At 69.4% G+C, this 22,468-nt stretch carries 21 protein-coding genes; 15 read left to right on the top strand and 6 right to left on the bottom strand.

Features of this window, described 5'->3' with window-relative positions; all coding sequences use genetic code 11:
- The first annotated feature begins 92 nt into the window (after nt 1-92).
- The 7 genes from BM144_RS04765 to BM144_RS04735 all read left to right on the top strand — a co-directional run bounded on the left by BM144_RS04765 (nt 93) and on the right by BM144_RS04735 (nt 8,015).
- A complete protein-coding gene (locus BM144_RS04765; protein WP_092950171.1) occupies nt 93-647 on the top strand; it encodes an NADPH-dependent FMN reductase in 555 nt (184 codons plus the stop codon).
- A 71-nt stretch (nt 648-718) separates the two neighbouring features.
- Nucleotides 719-1,069 (top strand): cation efflux protein, CzcI family, encoded by a 351-nt coding sequence (gene czcI, locus BM144_RS04760; RefSeq protein WP_092950170.1) that lies wholly within the window; start codon nt 719-721, stop codon nt 1,067-1,069.
- Nucleotides 1,070-1,313: 244 nt separating this feature from the next.
- Complete coding sequence (locus tag BM144_RS04755) at nt 1,314-2,600, top strand: TolC family protein (RefSeq protein WP_245783538.1); 1,287 nt, start codon at nt 1,314-1,316, stop codon at nt 2,598-2,600.
- Between the two features lie 31 nt (nt 2,601-2,631).
- Nucleotides 2,632-3,198: a hypothetical protein gene (locus BM144_RS04750; RefSeq protein WP_092950168.1), complete on the top strand. Its 567-nt coding sequence runs from the start codon at nt 2,632-2,634 to the stop codon at nt 3,196-3,198.
- Nucleotides 3,195-4,343: an efflux RND transporter periplasmic adaptor subunit gene (locus BM144_RS04745; protein WP_434802645.1), complete on the top strand. Its 1,149-nt coding sequence runs from the start codon at nt 3,195-3,197 to the stop codon at nt 4,341-4,343. Before BM144_RS04750 ends, BM144_RS04745 begins: the two co-directional genes overlap by 4 nt.
- 18 nt (nt 4,344-4,361) lie before the next feature.
- Nucleotides 4,362-7,517: an efflux RND transporter permease subunit gene (locus BM144_RS04740; protein WP_092950167.1), complete on the top strand. Its 3,156-nt coding sequence runs from the start codon at nt 4,362-4,364 to the stop codon at nt 7,515-7,517.
- A gap of 96 nt (nt 7,518-7,613) precedes the next feature.
- Entirely contained in the window at nt 7,614-8,015 is a 402-nt protein-coding gene (locus BM144_RS04735) for a hypothetical protein (protein ID WP_092950166.1), read from the top strand.
- A 67-nt stretch (nt 8,016-8,082) separates the two neighbouring features.
- On the opposite strand, the gene BM144_RS04730 is transcribed toward BM144_RS04735, so the two are convergent.
- Nucleotides 8,083-8,715 (bottom strand): FMN-dependent NADH-azoreductase, encoded by a 633-nt coding sequence (locus tag BM144_RS04730; RefSeq protein ID WP_092950165.1) that lies wholly within the window; start codon nt 8,713-8,715, stop codon nt 8,083-8,085.
- Between the two features lie 158 nt (nt 8,716-8,873).
- On the opposite strand from BM144_RS04730, the gene BM144_RS04725 reads away from it, so the two are divergent.
- From BM144_RS04725 to BM144_RS04695, 7 genes are all read left to right on the top strand, one after another.
- The gene (locus BM144_RS04725) at nt 8,874-9,815 is read left to right on the top strand and encodes a LysR family transcriptional regulator (RefSeq protein ID WP_092950164.1); all 942 of its coding nucleotides are present in this window, start codon (nt 8,874-8,876) and stop codon (nt 9,813-9,815) included.
- Between the two features lie 199 nt (nt 9,816-10,014).
- A complete protein-coding gene (locus tag BM144_RS04720; protein WP_092950163.1) occupies nt 10,015-10,647 on the top strand; it encodes an RBBP9/YdeN family alpha/beta hydrolase in 633 nt (210 codons plus the stop codon).
- Nucleotides 10,648-10,851: 204 nt separating this feature from the next.
- The gene (locus tag BM144_RS04715) at nt 10,852-11,865 is read left to right on the top strand and encodes a sulfate ABC transporter substrate-binding protein (RefSeq protein ID WP_092950162.1); all 1,014 of its coding nucleotides are present in this window, start codon (nt 10,852-10,854) and stop codon (nt 11,863-11,865) included.
- Between the two features lie 3 nt (nt 11,866-11,868).
- A complete protein-coding gene (cysT, locus tag BM144_RS04710) occupies nt 11,869-12,741 on the top strand; it encodes a sulfate ABC transporter permease subunit CysT (RefSeq protein WP_092950161.1) in 873 nt (290 codons plus the stop codon).
- A 134-nt stretch (nt 12,742-12,875) separates the two neighbouring features.
- Nucleotides 12,876-13,796, top strand: coding sequence for a sulfate ABC transporter permease subunit CysW (gene cysW / locus BM144_RS04705; protein ID WP_092950160.1), 921 nt, complete (start codon nt 12,876-12,878; stop codon nt 13,794-13,796).
- Nucleotides 13,797-13,814: 18 nt separating this feature from the next.
- The gene (locus BM144_RS04700; RefSeq protein ID WP_092950159.1) at nt 13,815-14,939 is read left to right on the top strand and encodes a sulfate/molybdate ABC transporter ATP-binding protein; all 1,125 of its coding nucleotides are present in this window, start codon (nt 13,815-13,817) and stop codon (nt 14,937-14,939) included.
- Nucleotides 14,940-14,996: 57 nt separating this feature from the next.
- Nucleotides 14,997-15,530 carry a disulfide bond formation protein B gene (locus tag BM144_RS04695; RefSeq protein WP_092950158.1) on the top strand — a complete coding sequence of 178 codons (534 nt, stop codon included), beginning with the start codon at nt 14,997-14,999 and terminating at the stop codon, nt 15,528-15,530.
- A gap of 73 nt (nt 15,531-15,603) precedes the next feature.
- On the opposite strand, the gene trhO is transcribed toward BM144_RS04695, so the two are convergent.
- Together trhO and BM144_RS04685 are read right to left on the bottom strand one after the other, a co-directional pair.
- Nucleotides 15,604-17,274 carry an oxygen-dependent tRNA uridine(34) hydroxylase TrhO gene (gene trhO / locus BM144_RS23705; protein ID WP_092950157.1) on the bottom strand — a complete coding sequence of 557 codons (1,671 nt, stop codon included), beginning with the start codon at nt 17,272-17,274 and terminating at the stop codon, nt 15,604-15,606.
- A gap of 32 nt (nt 17,275-17,306) precedes the next feature.
- Nucleotides 17,307-18,203 carry a LysR family transcriptional regulator gene (locus BM144_RS04685; RefSeq protein WP_092950156.1) on the bottom strand — a complete coding sequence of 299 codons (897 nt, stop codon included), beginning with the start codon at nt 18,201-18,203 and terminating at the stop codon, nt 17,307-17,309.
- A 113-nt stretch (nt 18,204-18,316) separates the two neighbouring features.
- On the opposite strand from BM144_RS04685, the gene bla reads away from it, so the two are divergent.
- Complete coding sequence (bla, locus tag BM144_RS04680) at nt 18,317-19,228, top strand: class A beta-lactamase (RefSeq protein ID WP_217644323.1); 912 nt, start codon at nt 18,317-18,319, stop codon at nt 19,226-19,228.
- Nucleotides 19,229-19,241: 13 nt separating this feature from the next.
- Here the strand turns inward: bla and argA are convergent, their stop codons facing one another.
- The 3 genes from argA to BM144_RS04665 all read right to left on the bottom strand — a co-directional run bounded on the left by argA (nt 19,242) and on the right by BM144_RS04665 (nt 22,384).
- Entirely contained in the window at nt 19,242-20,588 is a 1,347-nt protein-coding gene (gene argA / locus BM144_RS04675) for an amino-acid N-acetyltransferase (protein WP_092950154.1), read from the bottom strand.
- A gap of 89 nt (nt 20,589-20,677) precedes the next feature.
- The gene (locus BM144_RS04670; RefSeq protein ID WP_092950153.1) at nt 20,678-21,994 is read right to left on the bottom strand and encodes an NAD(P)/FAD-dependent oxidoreductase; all 1,317 of its coding nucleotides are present in this window, start codon (nt 21,992-21,994) and stop codon (nt 20,678-20,680) included.
- Nucleotides 21,995-22,141: 147 nt separating this feature from the next.
- Entirely contained in the window at nt 22,142-22,384 is a 243-nt protein-coding gene (locus BM144_RS04665; protein ID WP_092950152.1) for a hypothetical protein, read from the bottom strand.
- Nucleotides 22,385-22,468: the final 84 nt, after the last annotated feature.

The raw sequence follows: 22,468 nt of genomic DNA, 5'->3' as shown, positions 1-22,468 counted from the left end.
CCGGGCGCGATCATGTGAGTGGGGTCGCGTCGCCGCAGGACCCTCCATGCCGACCTTCTCTCCAGCCAATCTTCCGAAGCAAAGGAGCTTTCATGAGCCAATTCACCATCGCCGTCCTCGTGGGCAGTCTGCGCAAGGATTCCTTCAACCGCCGCCTGGCCGACGCGCTGGTCAAACTGATGCCTCCCGATTTCACGCTGGTGCAGGTGCGCATCGACGACCTGCCGCTCTACAACCAGGACGATGACGGCCACCAGAACGCCGCCGTGCTGCGGCTCAAGTCCGAGGTTTCCAAAGCGCAGGGGCTGCTGTTCGTCACCCCGGAATACAACCGCTCCATTCCCGGCGTGCTGAAGAACGCGATCGATCACGCCTCCCGCCCCTACGGCCAGAGCGTGTGGAGCGGCAAGCCCGCAGGCGTGCTGGGCGTGTCGATCGGTGCCATCGGCACCGCGCTGGCGCAGCAGCACCTCCGCAACGTGCTGGCCTACCTCGACGTGCCGACGCTGGGCCAGCCCGAGGCGTTCATCCAGGCAAAGGACGGCCTGTTCGACGACGACGGCAACATCGGCGAGGCCAGCCGGCAGTTCATTCAGACCTGGGTGGAAAAGTACGCCGACTGGGTGCGCCGGCACGCCAAGGTCTGAGGTCCGCAGGACGCTTCGCATGGCCCCAGGCGGGGCGGGGGCTTCGTCCGGCCCCGCTACAATTTTTGGCCATGCGCCGCTGGTTGCTCATTTTCCTGCTGACCCTGCTGCCGCTCCAGTTCACCTGGGCGGAAGCCGCAGGCTATTGCGCGCACGAGCCCACGGCGGCCAGCCAGCATTTCGGCCACCATGCCCACCAGCACGAGGGCCCGGCCGACGGCAGTGCGGACGGCACCGCTCTGTCCGGCGATGCCGACCAGGATTGCAGTGCCTGCCACGCGGGTTGTGCCATTGCCCTGGTAGCGCGCTCGCAGCCGGACGTGCGCGTGCTGCGCGCGGAGCATGCCTTGCGGGCACAGGGCAAGCCCCTGGCTCCGCCCCCTGCATTGCCCGATAGGCCCAATTGGCCGCGCCTCGCCTGATCGGCGAGGCGTCCTTCGCCCTGCATCCCTTCTGATGACGGCCAGCCTGGCACGCTCTGCGTGCGTGGCCGTCCGTACTGCACCGCGGCGCCCCTGAACAGGGGCCTTGACGGTCAGGGGAACGGGGCCGTGCCGCCTCTCCGATCCATCGCTTCCCCCATAGGCTTGGATGGAGAGAAATCGGATGCACCGAAATATGTTTCGCTGGGGCCTTTGTGGCGCCCTGGCAGGGTTGTCGGCTGGCATGGCGCCGGCACAGACAGTGGCGCCGCAGGGCGCTCTGGAAATCAACGCACAGGCGGCTCCCGGCACGCCGCTGTCACGCCTCTTCGAGGCCGCCTGGGCTGCGCAGCCCGAGGCGTTGGCGGCTGGCGATCGGATGCGGTCGGCCGCATCGCGCCGGCAGGCTGCAGGGCAGTGGACAGCCGAGGCGCCGGCCGTTTCCCTGTCGGCCAAGACCGACCGTTTCAATGGCCGGGAAGGTGCCAGGGAGTACGAAGCGGGAGTGGCGCTGCCGCTCTGGTTGCCGGGTGAGCGAGGGCGCACCGCGCGGCTGGCCGAGGCGCAGGAGCGCGCGGAGCGCGGCCGCCTGGAGGCTGCGCGCCTGCGCACGGCCGGCTCCGTGCGCGAGGCGTGGTGGCAGTGGCTGCGTGCCCGTGCCGGTCTGGAGTGGGCCCGGGAGCGCCTGAAAAGCGCCCGGGATCTGGCCTCCGACGTGGCGCGGCGCGTGCAGGCCGGTGATCTGGCGCTGGTGGACCGGCACCAGGCCGTGGGCGCAGTGGCCTCTGCCACGGCCGCCATGGCGGAAGCCGAAGGCGCGCTGCAGGTGGCTCGGCTCGGGCTGGATGCTCTGGCACCCGGTGCCCCGGCTGCCATGGAACTGCAAGGCCTGCCGCTGGACGCACCGGGCATGGTGGAGCCTCTGCCGGCCGGCACGGCAGCGGGCATGGCTGTGGATGCGCACCCCGCGCTGGCGGAAGTGCGGCAGAAAGCGGAAGTGGCCCGGCACACCGCTGAACTCACTGCGGTACAGCAGCGTGCCAACCCGGAACTCTCCATCGCCACCACGCGCGACCGCGGCGCCCGGGGCGAGGCGTACCAGCAGAGCCTGACCGTGGCCGTGCGCATTCCCTTCGGCGGCGGCAGCCGGTACGAGGCGCGGCTGGCCACGGCACTGGCCGAAGCCACCGAAGCGCAAGCGCAATCCGAGCGCGACCATGCCCGTGTGCGCGCAGACATCGCCGCGGCCTACGCGCGCCACGCGGCCGCGCAGGCCCAGTGGGATGCCGCGCGGGAGCGGGAAACACTCGCCGGGGCGACGCGCGGCTTCATGCAGAAGTCCTTCGCGCTGGGCGAGACCGATCTCCCCACACGCCTGCGCATCGAGCAGGAAGCCGCCGATGCAGGCCGAGAGGCCCTGCGCGCGCGCCTGGACCGCGATGCGGCCGTGTCCGCGCTGAACCAGGCGCTGGGCTTTCTTCCGTCCGAAAGCGGCGTGCCCCTTTCTTCCCCCCTTTCTGGCGCGCGCTGAGCGCCCGCTTTTCACTTGCATGGCAAACCCAATGAAGAATTCTCTTTTGCTGACCCGGGCCTGGAGCCTGGCGGTCGCGCTGGCGCTGCTGCCGGCCTGGTCGGTGGCGCACGAAGGCCACGATGACGAAGCGCCGGTGGCCACTGGTGCCGGGATGCTGCCCCGCTTCACGGCGGTGTCGGACGCCTTCGAGCTGGTAGGCGTGCTCGACGGGCAGCGCCTGTCGCTGTACCTGGACCACGCGGCGGACAACCGGCCGGCCGAGGGCGCGCGTCTCGATCTGGAAATCAACGGCCACCCGGTGGCCCTGAACCCGAGCGGCGGCGATGGCCGTTTCGAAGCGCTGTTGCCCGCGCCGCTGCCCGAAGGCGAAGCGGCCGTGGCCGCGGTAGTGGCCGTCGGCACCGCCAGCGATGTGCTGGCGGGCACGTTCGATATCCATGGCCCTGAAGGAAGCGGGCCTGAATCTGCCGGCAGCCCGTGGCGCACCCGGGCGCCCTGGATTGCCGGTGCCGTGCTGGCACTTGCGCTGGCTGCCGTGGCGCTGCGCCGCCGCGCTGGCTCGGGCCGCCGGAACCCGATCGGAGGTGCCGCATGACCGCGCGCGATCCCATGCGAAACCTGCCCCCGGCAGCGCGGCGGGCTCTGGCCTGCATGTGTGCAGCGGCCCTCGGCTGGGCCCTGGTGATGCCGGCCCATGCCGGGCCGGGCCATGACCATGGCGAAGCGCCTCCCGCGGCGTCGGGCAACGGGCCGAGCCGTCTGCCTGACGGCAGCGTGTTCCTGCCCAAACCGGCGCAGCGCCAGCTCCAGGTGCGCACGCAGCCTGTGGCACAGGAGCCGCTGGCGCGCTCGCACGAGCTGGCGGGCCGGGTGGTGATGGATCCGAACGCTGGCGGCAAGGTGCAGGCGATGGTGGCCGGGCGCCTGGAGCCGGGTCCGCGCGGCCTGCCGCAGATCGGGCAGGCCGTTCGCCGCGGCGAGGTGCTGGCCCATGTGCAACCCGCCCAGGGATCGATCGAGCGTTCCGGCCAGATGGCCCAGGTCGCCGAGCTGCGCGCCGCGCGGGCACTGGCCGAAAGACGCCTGGCGCGCCTGCGTGAGCTGAGCGAGACCGTACCCCGCAAGGACATCGAGGCGGCCGAGAGCGAATCCGCCAGCCTTTCCGCGCGCATCTCCGCGCTGGGTTCGGGTCTCTCGGGGCGCGATGCCCTGGTGGCGCCCGTGGATGGCGTCATCGCTTCGAGCAACGCCGTGGCAGGGCAGGTGGTGGATGCCCGCGAACTGGTGTTCGAGGTGGTGGACCCGCAGCGTCTGCGCATCGAAGCGCTGGTCTACGACGCGGCCGTGGCGCGCGACGTGGCCGGAGCGTCCCTGGCCCTGGACGGCGAGCGCATTCCGCTCACGTTCCTCGGCGCGGGGCGCAGCCTGCGCGAGCAGGCGCTGCCGCTGCTGTTCAGCGCTGCGGGCACGCGGGTCGCGCGCCTGGCGGTCGGCCAGCCCGTGGCGGTGTTCGTGCAGGGCGCGGCCACCGTGCAGGGCCTGCGCGTTCCGAGCGCATCGGTGCTCAGGAATGCAGCCAACCAAGCCATCGTGTGGGTGAAGACGGGGCCGGAGACCTTCGCGCCGCGCCCGGTGACGCTGGAGCCGCTCGACGGGTCTTCCGTGGCGGTGACCTCGGGCCTCGCTGCGGGTGACCGCGTGGTCACGCAGGCCGCCACGCTGCTCAACCAGATCCGCTGACACCCAGGAGCCTGTCCCATGTTCAAGTGGCTTCTGGAAAACAGCCTGGCCCAACGGCTGCTGGTGATCATCGCCAGCCTGGTGGTCATGGCCTATGGCGCGTTCACGCTTTCGCGCACCCCGGTGGACGTGTTCCCCGATCTCAACAAGCCCACGGTCACCCTCATGACCGAAGCGGGCGGCATGGCCGCGGAGGAAGTGGAGCAACTCATCACCTTCCCGCTGGAAACGACGATGAACGGCCTGCCGGGCGTGGAGAGCGTGCGCTCCGTGTCCAGCGCCGGCCTGTCGTTCATCTACGTCACTTTCGACTGGAGCACGGAAATCTTCCGTGCCCGGCAGATGGTTTCGGAGCGCCTGGGCGCGATGGAGGAAGGCCTGCCGCCCGGCGTGACGCCGCGCATGGGCCCGGTCAGCTCGGTGATGGGCGAGATCCTGCAGATCGCCATTCCCATCGGAGGGCAGGGCACCGGGACAGCGGGCGGACCGCCCGCGCAGGCCGCGTTGTCGGCCATGCAGGTGCGCGAGTACGCCGACTGGGTGCTGCGCCCGCGGCTGATGGCCATCCCGGGCGTGGCGCAGGTGATACCGATCGGCGGGGAGGTGCGCCAGTTCCAGGTGCAGCCCGACACGGCCCGCATGTCCGAGCTGGGCATCACCCTGGCGGATCTGGATGCGGCGCTCAAGGGCTTCTCGTCCAACACGTCGGGCGGATTCCTTGAACTGAACGGCCGCGAATACCTCATCCGCCACCTGGGTCGCACCTCGCGGCTGGAAGACCTGCAGAACCTCGCGCTCACCGCGCGCGGCGGCCAGCCGATCCTGCTGCGGCAGGTGGCGCGGGTGAGCTTCGCGCCGGCGATCAAGCGCGGAGATGCCGGCTTCGAAGGCCTTCCCGCCGTGATCCTGGGTGTGCAGAAGCAGCCCACCGCCGACACCATCGCGCTCACGCGTGCTTTGGAATCCGCGCTGGAGGGCATGCAGGCCTCGCTGCCCCCGGGCATGAATGCGCCGAAGGTCACCTTCCGGCAGGCGAGCTTCATCGAGGCATCGATCCACACCCTGCAGGGCAAGCTGATCGGCGCATCGGTGTTCGTGGCGGTGATCCTGTTCTTCTTCCTCGGCACCCTGCGGCCCACGGTCATCGCGCTGACGGCCATTCCCGTGTCGATCTTCGTCACGGCGCTGGTCTTCAAGTTCTTCGGAATGTCGATCAACACCATGACGCTGGGCGGGCTGGCCATCGCCATCGGCGGTCTGGTGGACGACGCGGTGGTCGATGTGGAGAACATCATGCGGCGCCTGAAGGATGACCGTTCGCGGCATCCGCACCACCGCCTGCACCCGCTGGAGGTGGTGGCCCGCGCGTCGATGGAAGTGCGGTCGGCCATCCTCTACGCCACGGTGATCATCGTGCTCGTGTTCCTGCCGCTCTTCGCGCTGCCGGGCATGGAAGGGCGCCTGTTCGTGCCGCTGGGTGTGGCCTTCATCGTCTCCACCGTGGCGTCTCTGCTGGTGTCCGTCACCATCACGCCCGTGCTGGCCTACTACCTGCTGCCCGGCATGAAGTCGCTGGACCATGGGGATACCCGCATGCTCGCCTGGCTCAAGGCGCGCTATCGCTCCAGCCTGGCCGCGGTGCTCGCCCGGCCCCATGCGGCGCTCGTGGCAGCAGGCGCGGCGGTGCTCGTCGCCGCGGTGGCGGTGCCGCTCTTTCCGCGCACCTTCTTGCCGCCGTTCAATGAAGGCACGCTGCTCGTGGGCCTGCGGCTCAATCCGGGCGTGACGCTCGCGGAGTCATCGGCCATCGCCCGGCAGGCCGAAACCCTGGTGCGCGAAGTGCCCGAGGTCACCCACGTCGGCCGGCGCAGCGGGCGTGCGGAACTCGACGAACACGCCGAAGGCGTGCACGTGAGCGAACTGGACGTGGGCCTGAAGCCGGCGGCCGAACTCACGCGCAGCATGGACGCGATCACGGGCGACATCCGCACGCGCCTCGCGCCCCTGCCGGCCGCGATCGGCATCGGCCAGCCGATCTCGCACCGCATCGACCACATGCTCTCCGGTGTGCGCTCCCAGATCGCCATCAAGATCTTCGGGGAGGACCTGGATGTGCTGCGCGGGCAGGCCGACGTGCTGCGCGCCCGGCTGGCCGGCATTCCCGGCCTGGCAGACCTGGAGATCGAAAAGCAGGTGCTGGCGCCGCAGATCAAGGTGCGGGTGGACCCCGTCGCGGCCGCGCAGTATGGCGTGCCCACCCCGCAGGTGCTGGCCGCGCTGCAGAGTCTGGTAGAGGGCGAGAAGATCACCCAGATCGTGGAGGGCAACCGCCGATTCGCGCTCGTGGTGCGCCTGCCCGAGACCGCGCGCTCGCTGGACGGGCTCGGCCGCGTCCTCATCGAGACACCGACGGGCCGCGTGCCCTTGTCGCGGTTGGCGCAGATCGAGGAGAGCGACGGGCCCAACCAGGTGAGCCGGGACGATGGCCGGCGGCGCATCGTGCTCTCGGCCAATGCGCAGGGCCGCGCGCTCTCCGACGTGGTGGCCGACATCCGCCGCGTGGTGGCCGACACGCGCCTGCCCGAGGGCACCTTCATCACCCTGGGAGGGCAATTCCAGGCGCAAGAGGAGGCATCGCGCCTTGTCGGGCTGCTGTCCATCGTGTCGCTGACGCTGATGTTCGTGGTGCTCTACAGCCGCTACCGTTCGGTGGCGCTGTCGGCGCTCATCATGTCCAACATTCCCCTCGCACTGGTGGGTGCGGTGCTGGGTCTGTGGATCTCCGGGCAGCCGCTGTCGGTGGCCGCGCTGATCGGCTTCATCACGCTGGCGGGTATTTCCGTGCGCAACGGCATTCTGAAGGTGAGCCACTACGTCAACCTGATGCGCACCGAAGGCGAAGAATTCGGCACCGCGCTGATCGTGCGTGGCTCGCTGGAGCGGCTGAGCCCCGTGCTGATGACCGCATTGGTCACCGCCTTTGCGCTGGCGCCGCTGCTTTTCGAGGCGGAACGCCCCGGCACGGAAATCCTGCATCCCGTGGCCGTGGTGATCTTCTCGGGCCTCATCAGCTCCACGCTGCTCGATACCTACCTGACGCCCGCGATGTTCTGGCTCTTCGGCCGCAAGCCCGCCGAGAGGCTGGTGAACGACCGGGAGGCCGGTGCTTTCTGACCGCCCGGGCCGGCAGCATGCCGGCCCTGTCTTGTGCCGCGCCCCGGCGCGGCTTTTTCAACGATGGCTCTGCCCATCCCCTGGAGGTAACGACCGATGAAACCAACCCTTGCACGCACCCTGTTGGCGACCGCCGCGTTTTCGGCACTGCTGGCTTCGGCACCCGCGCGCGCGGCCGGTGAGCACGCCCACGGCCATGCGCACCAACCCCTGCACGGCGGCACCGTGGCCGAGGTGAAGGACATGGATTACGAACTGGTGGCCAAGGCCGATGTGCTGCAGCTTTACCTGCGCGACCACGGAAAACCCGTGGACGTGGCCCAGGCCAGCGCCAAGGTGACCCTGCTGGCCGGCGCCGACAAGCAGGAAGTGGCATTGGCCCCCGCCGGCGACCGGCTGGAGGGGCGGGGCGCTTTCAAGCTGGCCCCCGGAACCAAGGCACTGGTGCAGGTGACCCGGGGCGGGAAGATCGCCACCGTGCGTTTCGACCTGCGCTAGGCGGCGCGCCGCCGGCAAGGGCCAGGAGCTGCCGGAGACCCCGGTGCGCCGAGCCCGAGGCGGCCGCTCAGGCGGCTTCGGCCAGCGCGGCCGCGGCGTGGGCCTGGATGTCGGCCTCCGCGCCCGCCAGGGCCTGGGCTTTCGCTTCCGGGCCCATGGCCACGCCCTCGGCGCGCACGAAGCGCACATCCGTGATGCCGAAGAACCCGAAAACGGTCTGCAGATAGCTTTCCTGGTGCTCCATGGCGCGGCCGCCTTCGCTGGTGGAGTACACGCCGCCGCGCGACGACGCCACGATCACCGTCTTGCCGCCGGCCAGGCCTTCGGGGCCGTTGGCGCCATAGCGGAACGTGCGGCCGGGCTGTGCGATGCGGTCGACCCAGGCCTTCAACTGCGTGGGAATGCCGAAGTTGTAGAAGGGGGCACCCACCACGATCACGTCCGCCGCGAGGAACTGCGCCACCAGGCGTTCGGACACGGCGTTCTCGCGCTGCTGGTTGTCGCTGAGGCCTTCCGTCTGGCCGGTGCGCGGGGCCATGGCATCCATCGTGAAATGGGTTGGGGCCTCGGCCACGAGGTCCAGGTAATCGACTTGCGTGCCGGGATGTGCTGCCACCCACGCGGCCACGGTGCGGGCCGTGAGTTGGCGGGACACGGACTGTTGGCCCGTGATGGCGGAATCGATGTGCAGCAGTTGCATGGTGAGGCTCCTGGGAGAGAAAAGGGGTTGGAACGCCTTGCTGGGCTTCAGAGCCCGACGGTGCGCGGTTGGATAGATTGTGTAGGGCGCATCAATGATTGATAAGTCAGGCTTGCTGCGTTAGATTGTTGCAATATTGGAACGATGGGCCAAGCGCGATGCAGGATCTCAACGACATGCTGTTCTTTGCCGAGGTGGTCGAGCGCGGCGGATTCGCCGCTGCGGGTCGGGCGCTCGGCGTGCCGAAATCGCGGCTTTCGCGCCGGGTGTCGGAGCTGGAATCCCAACTGGGCGTGCGCTTGCTGCAACGCACCACGCGGCGCCTGTCGCTGACCGAAGTGGGAGAGGCCTATCTGCGGCATTGCCAGGCCGTGCGCGAGGCTGCGCAGGCCGCCGCCGACACCGTGGCCCAGTTGCAGACCGAGCCACGCGGCACGGTGCGGGTGGTCTGCCCGGTCACGCTCGCGCAGGCCGTGGTGGGAGAGTTGGTTCCGCTGTTCCTGCTGCGGCATCCCGAGGTGCGCCTGGAGATGCAGGTGAGCAACCGGGTGGTCAACCTGGTGGAAGAGGGCGTGGACGTCGCCTTGCGCGTGCGCCCCAGCCTGGAGGAAAGCGGCAGCATGGTGGTCAAGCGGCTGGACGACGGACAGCAGACCATCGTGGCCAGCCCCGCGCTGCTCGAGCGGCAGGGCGTTCCCGGCACGCTCGAAGACCTCGCGCGGCTGGACAGCCTGGCGCTGTCCACCGCCGACGGCCGCGCCACGATGCGGCTCATCTCGCCCGAGGGGCGCGAGGAGGTCCTGCAGCACACCCCGCGGTACGTGGCCGATGACCTGCTGACGCTGCGGTTCGCGGCCCTGGCGGGTGTGGGCATGTGCTGGCTGCCCGACTACATGTGCCATGACGACGTGCGTGCCGGGCGGCTGGTGCGCCTGCTGCCCGGATGGTCGCTCCCGCGCAGCGTGGTGCATGCGGTGTTTCCGTCACGGCGCGGGCTGGCCCCCGCCGTGCGCAGCTTTCTGGACTTCCTCGGCGACACGGTGCCGGGGCTCAACAGCGTCCCGGGTCGCAGCGGGGCGCAGTCTGCCGACACGCCATGACCGGCAGCAGCAGTGCCCTTCTAAAGATCTTTTTCCCATTAATTCAGAAAAATATAGTCGTTTGGGTTTTATAGGCAGCCTCTCAGAATCGGTCCGCACCGACTGCAGAGGAATCGCCCATGGCCCACGCACCGTTTTCCCTCCCAAGGCGCCCGCGCTGTTCACGCTCTCTTGCCCGCCGTGCCGGAGGAGGTCGTCCATGAGCGTGGCGAACGGCTCCTTGCTGTCTGGCGCCACCAGTGGCGCCGCAGCGGCGCCGGAACCCGTGTCGATCATCGTCGTGCCGGGCTGGCGCGATTCGGGGCCGGGCCACTGGCAATCCCTGTGGACGGACCGGCTGCCGCAGGCCAGCCGCGTGGTGCAGGACGACTGGATCACGCCAGTGCGCCACGCCTGGGTGCCGACGCTGGAGCGCACGGTGCTGGAGGCGCCGCATCCCGTGGTCATCGTGGCCCACAGCCTGGGCTGCATCGCCACCGTGCACATGGGCGCGGAAGCCAGCGCGCGCGTGACGGGCGCATTGCTCGTGGCGCCTGCCGATCCGGAACGCCGGGCCGTGCTGAGCGATTTCGCGCCGGTGCCCTATGCGCCGCTGCCTTATCGCAGCATCCTGGTGGCCAGCAGCAACGACCCCTATTGCCCTATCCGCCTCGCCGGAGCCTATGCGCGCGCCTGGGGCAGCGAGTTCGTGCGGCTCCAGCAGGCCGGTCACGTCAATGTGGAATCGGGCCATGGGGAATGGCCGCTCGGCTGGGCGCTGCTGCACTCGCTGGTCGATGGGGCCGGCTGGGGAATGGGTTCCGGGGCGGAGCCGGCACGCTCTGCTGCATGACGCTATGAATTTAATAGCAAACTATTGAATGAAATCGGCGGCATGGGGCCTGTTCGGGTCTGAAACGACCCGCGAGGAGCTGCACAGGCATTCGCTTCTCTTTATGCGCCTCCTTGATAAATAAACAAGAATCTATTCTTTTGAGTTTGAAGCGCCGGCACCCACAATTCGTTGCATTCGCAGCTAACCGTGGGTGACTCACACATGAATTCCCGGACACGACTCAAGACCCTCCTGGCCGTCCTGGCCCTGGCCGCAACAGCTGGAACGGCTTCGGCACAGACCGCCACGCTGCTCAACGTGTCCTACGACGTGGCCCGAGAGTTCTACAAGGACTACAACCAGGCCTTCATCGCCCACTACAAGAAGACGACCGGCAAGGAGGTCAAGATCGATCAGGCCCATGGCGGTTCCAGCGCCCAGGCGCGCGCCGTCAACGACGGCCTCGCGGCCGACGTGGTGACCTTCAACACCACGACCGACATCGACTTCCTGGCCAGCAACGGCGTGGTGGCGAAGGACTGGGCCAAGAAGTTTCCGAACGACGCGTCGCCCACCACCTCCACGATGCTGTTCCTGGTGCGCAACGGCAACCCGAAGAACATCAAGGATTGGGACGACCTGGTCAAGCCGGGCGTACAGGTGGTGGTCGTGAACCCCAAGACCGGCGGCAACGGCCGTTATGCCTACCTGGCCGCCTGGGGCTACGTGCGGGAAAAGGGCGGCACCGAAGCCCAGGCCGCGGAGTTCGTCGGCAAGCTCTACAAGAATGTGCCCGTGCTGGGCAAGGGCGGCCGCGACGCCACCAGCATCTTCCTGCAGCGCAATACGGGCGACGTGCTCATCACTTTCGAGTCCGAAGTGCTCTCCATCGATCGCGAGTTCGGCAAGGGCAAGGTCGATGCCGTCTATCCGTCCGTCAGCATCGTGGCCGAGAACCCCGTGGCCGTCGTGGAGCGCACGGTGGCCAAGAAGGGCTCGGCGGACCTGGCCAAGGCGTATCTCGACTACCTGTATTCCGACGAGGCGCAGGAGATCGCCGCGCAGCACGCACTGCGCCCCCGCTCCGAAGCCGTGCTGAAGAAGCATGCCGACGTGTTCAAGCCGCTCAAGCAGTTCACCGTGGCCAAGTACTTCGGCTCGCTGGGAGAGGCACAGAAGGTGCATTTCAACGACGGCGGCCAGTTCGACAAGCTCTACACCCCCGGCGGCCGCTGATCCATGGGCGCGGCCACCTCTACCCTGGGTGCCGGGGCGCCGCAGGCGGCCCGTGCCCGCCGCGGCGCCAAGCGGGTGCTTCCCGGCTTCGGACTCACGCTGGGCTACACGCTTTTCTATCTGAGCATCATCGTCCTCATTCCGCTGTCGGCGCTCATCCTCAAGACCTTCACGCTGACCTGGGACCAGTTCTGGGTGGCGATCAGCGCGCCGCGCGTGCTGGCGTCGTACCGGCTGACTTTCGGCGCCTCGTTCCTGGCCGCGCTTGTGAACCTCGTGTTCGGGTTGCTGATCGCCTGGGTGCTGGTGCGCTACCAGTTCCCCGGCAAGAAGATCGTGGATGCGCTGGTCGATCTGCCCTTCGCGCTGCCCACGGCCGTGGCGGGCATCTCGCTCACCGCGCTGCTCGCGGGCAACGGCTGGGTGGGGCAATACCTCGAACCGCTGGGCATCCAGCTCGCATTCAAGCCGGCAGGCGTGGTGATCGCGCTCATCTTCATCGGGCTGCCGTTCGTGGTGCGCACCGTGCAGCCCGTGCTGGAGGACGCCGAGAAGGAACTGGAAGAGGCCGCCACCAGCCTGGGCGCGACGCGCTGGCAGATCTTCGCCAAGGTGATCCTGCCGTCCATCACGCCCGCGCTGCTGACCGGCTTCGCCATGGCCTTCGCCCGCGCCGTGGGTGAGTACGGATCGGTGATCTTCATCGCGGGCAACATGCCCATGATTTCCGAGATCACGCCGCTCATCATCATCGGCAAGCTGGAGCAGTACGACTATGCAGGCGCGACGGCCGTGGCCGTGGTAATGCTGGTGATCTCGTTCGTGCTGCTGTTCGTCATCAATGCGCTGCAGGCCTGGCAGCGCCGAAGCGCATGAACCCCCGCCCTGAGTCGCTTCGCGCCTTCCCTCGGAGGGGACGCAGCCGGTGGCCGGGCGGAGCCCGTTCCACGGCTGCCCTGGCCTGGGCCGTGCCTGCGACACGCGCCGTACGCCCTAGAAAGTAAGTGGACATGACCTATTCAACACGTACCGTCCGCCGTGCGCAGGCGGGCACCACCGAGGCCGCGTGGGTGCGCTGGCTGCTGATCGGCACCGCGCTCGCGTTCCTGCTGCTGTTCCTCGTGCTGCCCCTGGCGGCCGTGTTCACCGAAGCGCTGAGCAAGGGTTTCGGTGCCTACCTGAATGCGCTGCGCGAGCCTGACGCATGGTCGGCGATCCGCCTCACGCTCATCACGGCGGCCATCGCGGTGCCGCTCAACCTCGTGTTCGGGGTGGCGGCGGCCTGGGCCATCGCCAAGTACGAGTTCCGCGGCAAGGCCTTCCTCACTACGCTGGTGGACCTGCCGTTCTCGGTCTCTCCGGTGGTGGCGGGCCTGGTTTATGTGCTGATGTTCGGTGCCCACGGCTGGCTGGGGCCCTGGCTGGCCGAGCACGACATCAAGATCATCTTCGCGATTCCGGGCATCGTGCTGGCGACCGTTTTCGTGACCTTCCCGTTCATCGCACGCGAGCTGATCCCCCTGATGCAGGCGCAGGGCAGCGACGAGGAGCAGGCGGCGATCGTGCTCGGCGCGAGCGGCTGGCAGACCTTCTGGCACGTGACGCTGCCCAACATCAAGTGGGGCCTGCTGTACGGCGTGATCCTCTGCAATGCCCGCGCCATGGGCGAGTTCGGCGCCGTCTCGGTGGTGTCGGGCCACATCCGCGGGCAGACCAACACGATTCCGCTGCATGTGGAGATCCTCTACAACGAATACCAGTCGGTCGCCGCCTTCGCAGCCGCCTCGCTGCTGGCCCTCCTGGCGCTGGTCACTCTGGTGATCAAGACCTTCGCGGAGTGGCGCAACGAACAGGAGCGCAAGGCCGCCGCCAACCTGCCCCCCGAACGGCCGACCGCCGCGGCTGCCACTGCCGCCCCCGCATCCCGCTGAACGAGCACAGGGAAAGACATGAGCATCGAAATCCGCAACATCAGCAAGCAGTTCGGTAATTTCCAGGCGCTGCGCGACGTGAGCCTGGACATCCAGTCCGGTGAACTCATCGCGCTGCTCGGCCCCTCCGGCTGCGGCAAGACCACGCTGCTGCGCATCATCGCGGGGCTGGAGGCGCCGGACACGGGCAGCATCCATTTCTCGGGCGAAGACACCACCGATGTGCACGTGCGCGACCGCGGCGTCGGCTTCGTTTTCCAGCACTACGCGCTGTTCCGCCACATGACGGTGTTCGAGAACGTGGCCTTCGGCCTGCGCGTGAAGCCGCGCGGCGAGCGCCCCTCGGACACGCAGATCCGCCAGAAGGTGACCGAACTGCTCAAGCTGGTGCAGCTCGACTGGCTCGCCGACCGGTACCCGTCGCAGCTCTCGGGCGGGCAGCGCCAGCGCATCGCGCTGGCACGCGCCCTGGCGGTGGAACCCAAGGTGCTGCTGCTCGACGAACCCTTCGGCGCGCTCGACGCCAAGGTGCGCAAGGAACTGCGCCGCTGGCTGCGCCGCCTGCACGACGAACTGCACGTGACCTCGATCTTCGTGACGCACGACCAGGAAGAAGCCCTCGAGGTGGCCGACCGCGTGGTGGTGATCAACCAGGGCCGCATCGAGCAGAGCGGCTCGCCGCAGGAGGTCTGGGACCAGCCGGCCAGCCCCTTCGTCTACGGCTTCCTGGGCGACGTGAACCTGTTCCGCGGGCGCGCCCACGAAGGGCTGGTGCACGTCGAAGGCATGGCCATCGACTCGCCAGAGCATGCCTCGGCCCAGAACGCCAGTGCCTTCGCCTACGTGCGTCCGCACGACCTCGACGTGCAGCGCTATTCGCCGGGGCAGGGCGTGGATGCCGATGGCCGGCCGCGCGGCATCGTCGCGCAGCTCTCGCGCGCCATCGTGGTGGGCCCCATCGCGCGGCTGGAACTTATCCCCGACGCCGACCACAAACCAGCGGACAATGCAGAACCCGACGCCCTGATCGAAGCGCAGATCCCTGCGCAGCAGTTCCGGGAACAGGGTTTCAAAGAGGGTGAAACGCTGGTGGTCACACCGCGCCGCGCCCGGGTTTTTCTGGATCACGCCGCGGGCATCTGACGCGCAGCACCTTGCCGGGTGCCGCTCGCGGACCCGGGCTTTCAAGGACAAGATTCCATGGTTTCGAACTGGTTGGATGCCGCGCCGCGCCGCGTGCTGGCACTCATATGCGCGGCCTGCGTGGCCATGCTGGCTTTCGGCATGTACCTGCAACACGTGGTGGGGCTGGAGCCATGCCCCATGTGCATCGTGCAGCGGTATGCGCTCATCGGCGTGGCGGTCTTCAGCGGTCTGGCCAGCCTACGCGGCGGCCGCGGCTGGTGGATGACCTGGGCCGTGCTGGCGCTGGTGTTCTCGGGCTTCGGTGCCTTCGTGGCGGCCCGCCAGAGCTGGCTGCAGTGGTATCCACCGGAAATCGCCACCTGCGGCCGTGATTTCTACGGAATGATCGAGAACTTCCCCATCGGCCGTGCCATTCCCATGATCTTCCGCGGTTCGGGCGATTGCGCCGCCATCGATTGGACCTTCCTGGGCGGCTCCATCGCGAACTGGTCGTTCATCTGCTTCACGCTGATGGGGGTCGTGTTGCTGGTGCTGCTGGCCCGCGCATTGCGCAGCGGCCGGGGACGCTCCGGGCTCGCTGCGGTCTGAGGGCGCTGGCGCGAGCGCCCTGCGCTCGGCCAGCAAAGCAGGACGAAGGGCGCCGTCGGCGCCCTTCGGCATTTCAGGCTTGTATCGGTGCGCCGGCAGGTGAAGCGGGAAAGTACAGCGCAGCGTGGCCGCTGCGCCAGGCAGGGGCCTTTTGCATCACCGTGTCCCAGAGCGCGCCGCCCTCCCATCCGGCCAGCCAGGCCTGCAGCCGGGGCCATGGCCGGCCAGCCCAGTCCACCCGGTCGATGGCCGCGTACTGGCGCACGAACGGCATCAATGCCGCATCGGCCAGCGATGCCTGATCGCCACACAGGAATGCCGATTGCGCCAGCCGCGCTTCCAGGTCTGCCAACCAGCCGGACGCTTGGGCCCGGGCGATCTCCGGGGCGGTGTCCGGGTACCGTTCGGGGTACTTGCAGCGGTCCAGCGCCTGCTTGAACGGGCCGTCGCACGCGGCGATCAGGTCGGAGACGGCATGCGGGTCACCGGTCTCCAGCCAACGCAGGGGGTCGTTGCGGCGCAGGGCCCAGCGCATCACGTCCAGGCTTTGCTCCAGCACCTGGCCATCCGGCAGGACCAGCACCGGCACGGTGGCCTTGGGCGAGGCCTGCAGCAACTCCGGCGGCTTGTCGCGCAGCACCACCTCCCGCCATTCGCAGCGCTGGCCGCTGGCCGCGAGGGCCAGGCGTGCCCGGATCGCGAAGGGGCAGCGGCGGAAGGTGTAGAGCACCGGCACGGGCTCCGTGGAGAGCGGGTCAGAAAGGATGGCACGGTCCCCGGCGGGCAAGTCTTCGGCGGTGCGTGGCCCGGTGCCGGGCTGGCGTACGCCCAGGTGGTCCGTGCCGCGGGCACGCGCCAACGCCATCTGGCGCTCGCGTTCCGCCAGCGCGTGTTCCTGCGCGGCCGGGCGCGTGCCATGGCAGTAGGGACACCGCACCCCGGCGAGGTAATGCGGCGAGGCCAGCTCCTGCGGGCCCAGCGGCATGCGGCAGGAGCGGCACAGGTCCCGGTGCGCCCCGGGGACGAGGCCGTGCCCGACGGACACCCGCTCGTCGAAGACGAAGCAATCGCCTTCCCAACGGGTGAGTTCGGCCGGAATGTCTTCCAGGTACTGGAGGATGCCGCCCTCGAGGTGGTAGACCTCCTCGAACCCTTGCATGCGCAGGAGTGCGGTCGATTTCTCGCAGCGGATCCCGCCCGTGCAGAACATGGCGACGCGCGGCTTGCCGTCCAGCAGCCCGCCCGGGGCGGATTGCTCGGCCACCCAGGCGGGAAATTCCGTGAAGCTGCGCGTATCGGGCCGCACAGCGCCTGCAAAGCTGCCGATGCCGCTTTCGTAGCCGTTGCGCACATCGATCACCACGACTTCCGGATCGTCGATGAGCGCATTCCAGTCGGTGGGTTTCACATAGGTACCGGCATCGCGCGCCGCGTCGACGCCGGGCACGCCCAGGGTGACGATCTCGCGCTTGATGCGCACGCGCATGCGGTAGAACGGCATGCGGTCGCCGCGCGCTTCCTTGTGCCGCAGCGACGCCAGCCGCACGTCGGAACGCAGCCATTGCAGGACGGCCTGCACTCCTTCAGGGGGGCCGGCGATGGTGCCGTTGATGCCTTCGGGCGCCAGCAGCAGCAGGCCGCGCACACCGTGGCGATCGCATTCGGCCTGCAGCGGGCCGCGCAGTGCCTCGCAGTCGGGCAGCGGCACGAAGTGGTAGAGGGCGGCGGTGAGGATCTCGGGCATGGGGCGGGGATGATAAGCGGGCGGGCCTGGCGTCAAGGGTGGCCGGCGCCGCTGCCTTCGGCCGGGCGTCCTGGGGTACAGGCGCCCACCAGCCACGCGCGGAAAGCCGCCATGGCCGAAGACGGCGCGCGCGAACGCAGGCGCGTGAGCCAATACGCACCCAGGGCGATATCCGCACCGAACGGCCGCACCAGCCGGCCCTGGCGCAATTCGCGCTCGAAGAGCCGGGTGGGCAGCAGCGCCACGCCCGCGCCCTGGGCCGCCGCTTCGGCCAAGGCCAGCGACGAGTCGAAGACCGTGCCGCGCACGACCGGGCAGGGCACGCCGGCGGCCAGGAACCAGGCGGCCCATTCGTCGGTGCGGTAGGAGCGCAGCAGGGGCTCGCGGGCCAGGTCGGCCGGCGTGTGCAGCCGCGCAGCCAGGGCGGGCGAGCACATGGCCGACAGCGGCGCGTCCATCAGCCGGTCGGCCTCGGTGCCGTGCCACGCGCCGTCGCCGAAGCGGATGGCGCAGTCCAGCCCTTCGCCCGCGATGTCCACGCGGTTGTTGTTGGTGAGCAGGCGCAGGTCCACGAACGGGCATTGCTGGTGGAAGTCGCGCAGGCGCGGCAGCAGCCAGCCCACGGCGAAAGTGCCTACGGCCCCCACGGTGAGCACCTCCCGCGGGCGCGTATCGCTGAATTGCGCCAGCGCCTGCTCCATGCGGCCGAAGGCGTCGGTCAGCGCCGGCAGCAGCGCAAGCCCTTCGTCGGTGAGGGCCAGGCCGCGCGGTAACCGGCGGAACAGCGGCTTGCCCAGGCGCTCCTCCAGGTTGCGGATGTGCTGGCTCACGGCCGTCTGCGTCACATGCAGCTCTTCGGCCGCGCGCGTGAGGTTCAGGTGCCGCGCCGAGACTTCGAACGCGCGCAGGGCGTTGAGTGGCAGGTGCATGGTGCAGGCATAGGTTTTTCTTGGGGAAGGCGGCGATTATTGTCGATGGTCACGGCCGCCATGCCCCGATATCGTTGCGCCCACTGTTCAACGATGGAGCGAAGAAAATGACGATGCAGAGACGCACTTTGATGGGTTGGGCCGCCGCGGCCGCCGCTGCTTGGGCGGTGCCCGCCGTCCATGCCCAGGGCAAGAAAATCCTGGCCCCGGACGCGGCCGGGCTGCAGGAGGCGCTGCAGCGCATCGAGGCCTCGGTGGGCGGGCGGCTGGGCGTCGGCCTGCTGGACGTGGAGGCCGGCCGGCAGGCGGCCTACCGCGGCGATGAGCTGTTCCCGCTGTGCAGCACCTTCAAGCTGTTGCTGGCAGCGCAGGTCCTGCGGCGGGTGGACCAGGGGCAGGAGCGGCTGGACCGCCGCATCACCTACCGCAAGGTGGATCTGGTGGACTACTCTCCCGCCACCGCGCCGCATGCGGACGGCGAGGGCATGACCGTGGCACAGCTCTGCGAAGCGGCCGTGACCCTGAGCGACAACACCGCCGCCAACCTGCTGCTGGACTCGCAGGGCGGGCCGCAGGGGTTGACGGCCTGGCTGCGTTCGCTGGGCGATGCGCACACGCGCCTGGACCGCAAGGAGCCCGAGCTGAACGACGTGCCTGAAGGGGAAGTGCGGGACACCACGACGCCGCGCGCCATGGCCCGCACCATCTGGGCCATCACGCATGGCGAGGCGCTGTCGGCCGCCGGCCGCAGGCAGATCACCGACTGGCTGGTGGGCAACCGCACGGGCGACAAGCGGCTGCGCGCCGGCATGCCGCAAGGCTGGCGCATCGGCGAGAAGACGGGCACGGGCCCGCGCGGCACGAGCAACGATGCCGGCCTGTTCTGGCCTCCGGGGCGCAAGCCCGTCATGGTGAGCTCCTACCTGACGGGCAGTCCCGCCGAGCCGGCTCGGCGCGACGAGGCCATCGCGCAGGTGGGAGCGCTCGCCGCGCGCTGGGCCCTGGCGGCCCCAGGGGCGCGCTGAGCCTTCGGCGGGCTCAGAGGTTCTTCACCAGCACCTGGCTGCGCCGGTCCCAGTTGTATTTCTTCTTGCGGGCCTCGGGCAGCCACTCCGGGTCCACGGGCTGGAAGCCGCGCTTGATGAACCAGTGCATCGTGCGCGTGGTGAGCACGAAGAGGCTCTTGAGGCCCATGCCGCGGGCGCGCTGCTCGATGCGCTTGAGCAGCTTCTCGCCATCGCCCGTGCCCTGGCTGTGCGGCGAAACCGTCACGGCTGCCATTTCGCCGGTGTGGGCCTCGGGGTAGGGGTAGAGCGCCGCGCAGCCGAAGATCACGCCATCGTGCTCGATGATGGTGTAGTTGGAGATGTCGCGTTCGATCTCGGTGCGGTCGCGCTTGACCAGCGTGCCGTCCTTCTCGAAGGGCTCGATGAGCTGCAGGATGCCGCCCACGTCGTCGGGGGTGGCTTCTCGCAGTTCTTCGAGCTTCTCGTCCACGACCATCGTGCCGATGCCGTCGTGCACGTAGATTTCGAGCAGCAGCGCTCCGTCCACGGCAAACGGGATGATGTGGCTGCGTTCCACGCCGTTCTGGCAGGCCTTCACGCAATGCTGCAGGTAGAAGGCCGTGTCCGTGGGTTTCTGGCTCGGCGGCACGCGCGCCAGCATCTGCCGGGCCTGGGCGAGCGGCAGTTCGGTGTCGATCGGGTTGTCTTCGCTCTCGGGTTGCTCGGGGTCGATGCGGATGCCGGGCACCTCGCAGACGAAGACGAGCTTGTCGGCCTTGAGCGCGATCGCCACCGAGGTGGCCACTTCCTCCATCGACAGGTTGAAGGCCTCGCCGGTCGGCGAGAACCCGAAGGGCGAGAGCAGCACCAGCGCGTCCATGTCGAGCGAGCGGCGGATCCCCGCCACGTCCACCTTGCGCACCAGCCCCGAGTGCTTGAAATCCACGCCATCGACGATGCCCACGGGCCGTGCGGTGAGGAAGTTGCCCGAGATCACGCGCACCGTGGAGCCCGCCATCGGCGTGTTGGGCAGGCCCTGGCTGAAGGCGGCCTCGATCTCGTAGCGCAGCTGCCCGGCCGCTTCCTGTGCGCAGTCGAGCGCCACCGAGTCGGTGATGCGGATGCCGTGCGAGTATTTCGCCGCATGGCCCTTGGCCGCCAGCTGCTCGTTCACCTGCGGGCGGAACCCGTGCACCAGCACGATCTTCACGCCCATGGCCTGGATCATCGCCAGGTCCTGCGCAATGGCCTGCAGCTTGCCCGCCGCGATGGCCTCGCCGGTGAGGCCGACCACGAAGGTCTGGTGGCGGAACTTGTGGATGTACGGCGCCACCGACCGGAACCAGGGCACGAAGGTGAAATTGAAGACAGCGGACATGGCGGGAGTGGTGAAGGAAGCGGGGCCGGGAGTGCCTGGCGATGGCCGAGGCTCCGGCGCGGTGGGGCGGCGTTTCGGTGCGGGCCGGATTATCGTCGCCAGCGGCCCGGACTGAAGGGGGCGAGGTCGATGCCGGGCTGCCGGCCATCCACCGACTGCGCCACCAGCGCGGCCGTTCGGGCCGAGGCGCCCAGGCCCACATGGCCATGGCCGTACGCGTGGACGACGTCGGCGCAGCCGCTCGCGGGGCCGATGCAGGGCAGGCCGTCGCTGGTGCTCGGCCGGCGGCCCATCCAGAAGGCGGCGCCCGGTTCCAACGTGCCCCGGGGCAGCGAGGGGTAGAGATCGAACAGGTGCCCGAGCAGGATGCGGGCGCGGCGCCAGTCCGGCGCGGCGTGCAGGCCGGCGATCTCCACCTGGCCCGCCACGCGCAGGCCGTGCGCCATCTGGTGCACGATGAGCTTGCGGTCCATCACCATCGTGGACGTGCGGGGGCCGGGCGGAGCGGGCTCGGCCGTGCCGGCGCGCACATCGAGCATGGCGTGGTAGCCGCGTTCCGTATCCAGCCACACGCGGTCGCCGGCCGCCCGGGCCAGGGGCCGCGAATAGGCGCCCGCCGCGATGACGGCGGCCTGGCAGGGCAGCTCGCCCTGGTCGGTCTGCACGGCCAGCAGGCGGCCGGACTCGATGCGCAGCCCGGTCGCGCTGCCGGTGATCCAGCGTGCGCCCCGCGACTGCGCATGGGCGGCCAGGGCCGCCAGGTAGGCGCCGGGGTTCGCGCAGTGGCCGGCCTCGTCCACGCGCACGCCGAAACCGTAGGACGGCAGCAGATCGGGCTCATGGGCCCGGAGTTCGGCGCCCTCGATCGTTTCGAAGCGGATGCCTTCGTCGCCGCGCAGCCGCCAGCCGAGCCCGTCCGCCGCGAAATCCGCTCGCGAGCGATAGACGTGCAGCAGGCCGCGCCGGGCGATCAGGTGCGGAACGCCGGCCTCCGCCGCCAGGTTGGCGTGCAGCGCAGGCGCATCGCGCAGCAGCTGGCGCAGCGCGTGCGCCGTGCGGGCCACGTGCGCGGGCGTGCGCCCCGAACGCAGGAAGCGCCACAGCCAGGGTAGCGCGCGGGGCAGGTAGCCCCAGCGCACCGTGAGCGGGCCGGCGGGGTCCATGAGATAGCCGGGCACCTGGCGCCACATGCCGGGCCCCGAGGGCGGAAGGATGGAGTGCGAAGACAGCCATCCCGCATTGCCGTAACTGGTGGCTTCCGGGCCGCCCGCGGCGTGCGGGTTGAGCAACGTGACATCGCGGCCGGAGCGCAGCAGCTCGATCGCGCAGGCCGTGCCCACGATGCCCGCGCCGATCACGACGACGTGCCGGCGGCGTTCTGCGCTGGAGCCTGGAGTGGAGGACATCGGTCTGCCGTGCGAGCGGGGTGGTGGTCGGATGGGGAGAGGCGAAGGCGCAAGAAAAAAGCCGGACGTGCGGCCCGGCCGCGCCATTCTTCCATGAAAGGAGGAGGGCGCGGCCGGATCCGCCCGTCCGGCCGGGGTGGGTTGCGGCTAGCCGTCCCAGCCGCTGCGCAGTACGCGCTGCAGCGCGACGCGCTCGGCGCGGCGCTGGGCGCCCTGGCTGCGGATGTGCCGGCCGCCGCCGCCTCCGAGGCTGCGTGCCGCGAGGGCGCGTGCCACGGGATTGCGGGGTGGCGCGCTGGCCTCGATGCGCAGCGCGATCGGCTGCTTCATGCGGCGCAGGGCCTTGACCCGGCCTTCGGCGAAGGCGCGGGAACGTTTCTGTGCACTCATGCGTGCGGTTCCTCAAAAGCAAAAGCCCCGGCTGGGCGGACCGGGGCTTTGCGTGCCTGCCGCTCTCTGGGAGACGGGCAGCGC

The organism is Paracidovorax konjaci, assembly GCF_900112675.1.
GTDB lineage: Bacteria > Pseudomonadota > Gammaproteobacteria > Burkholderiales > Burkholderiaceae_C > Paracidovorax > Paracidovorax konjaci.
This window is presented reverse-complemented; position numbering and strand designations above follow the sequence as displayed.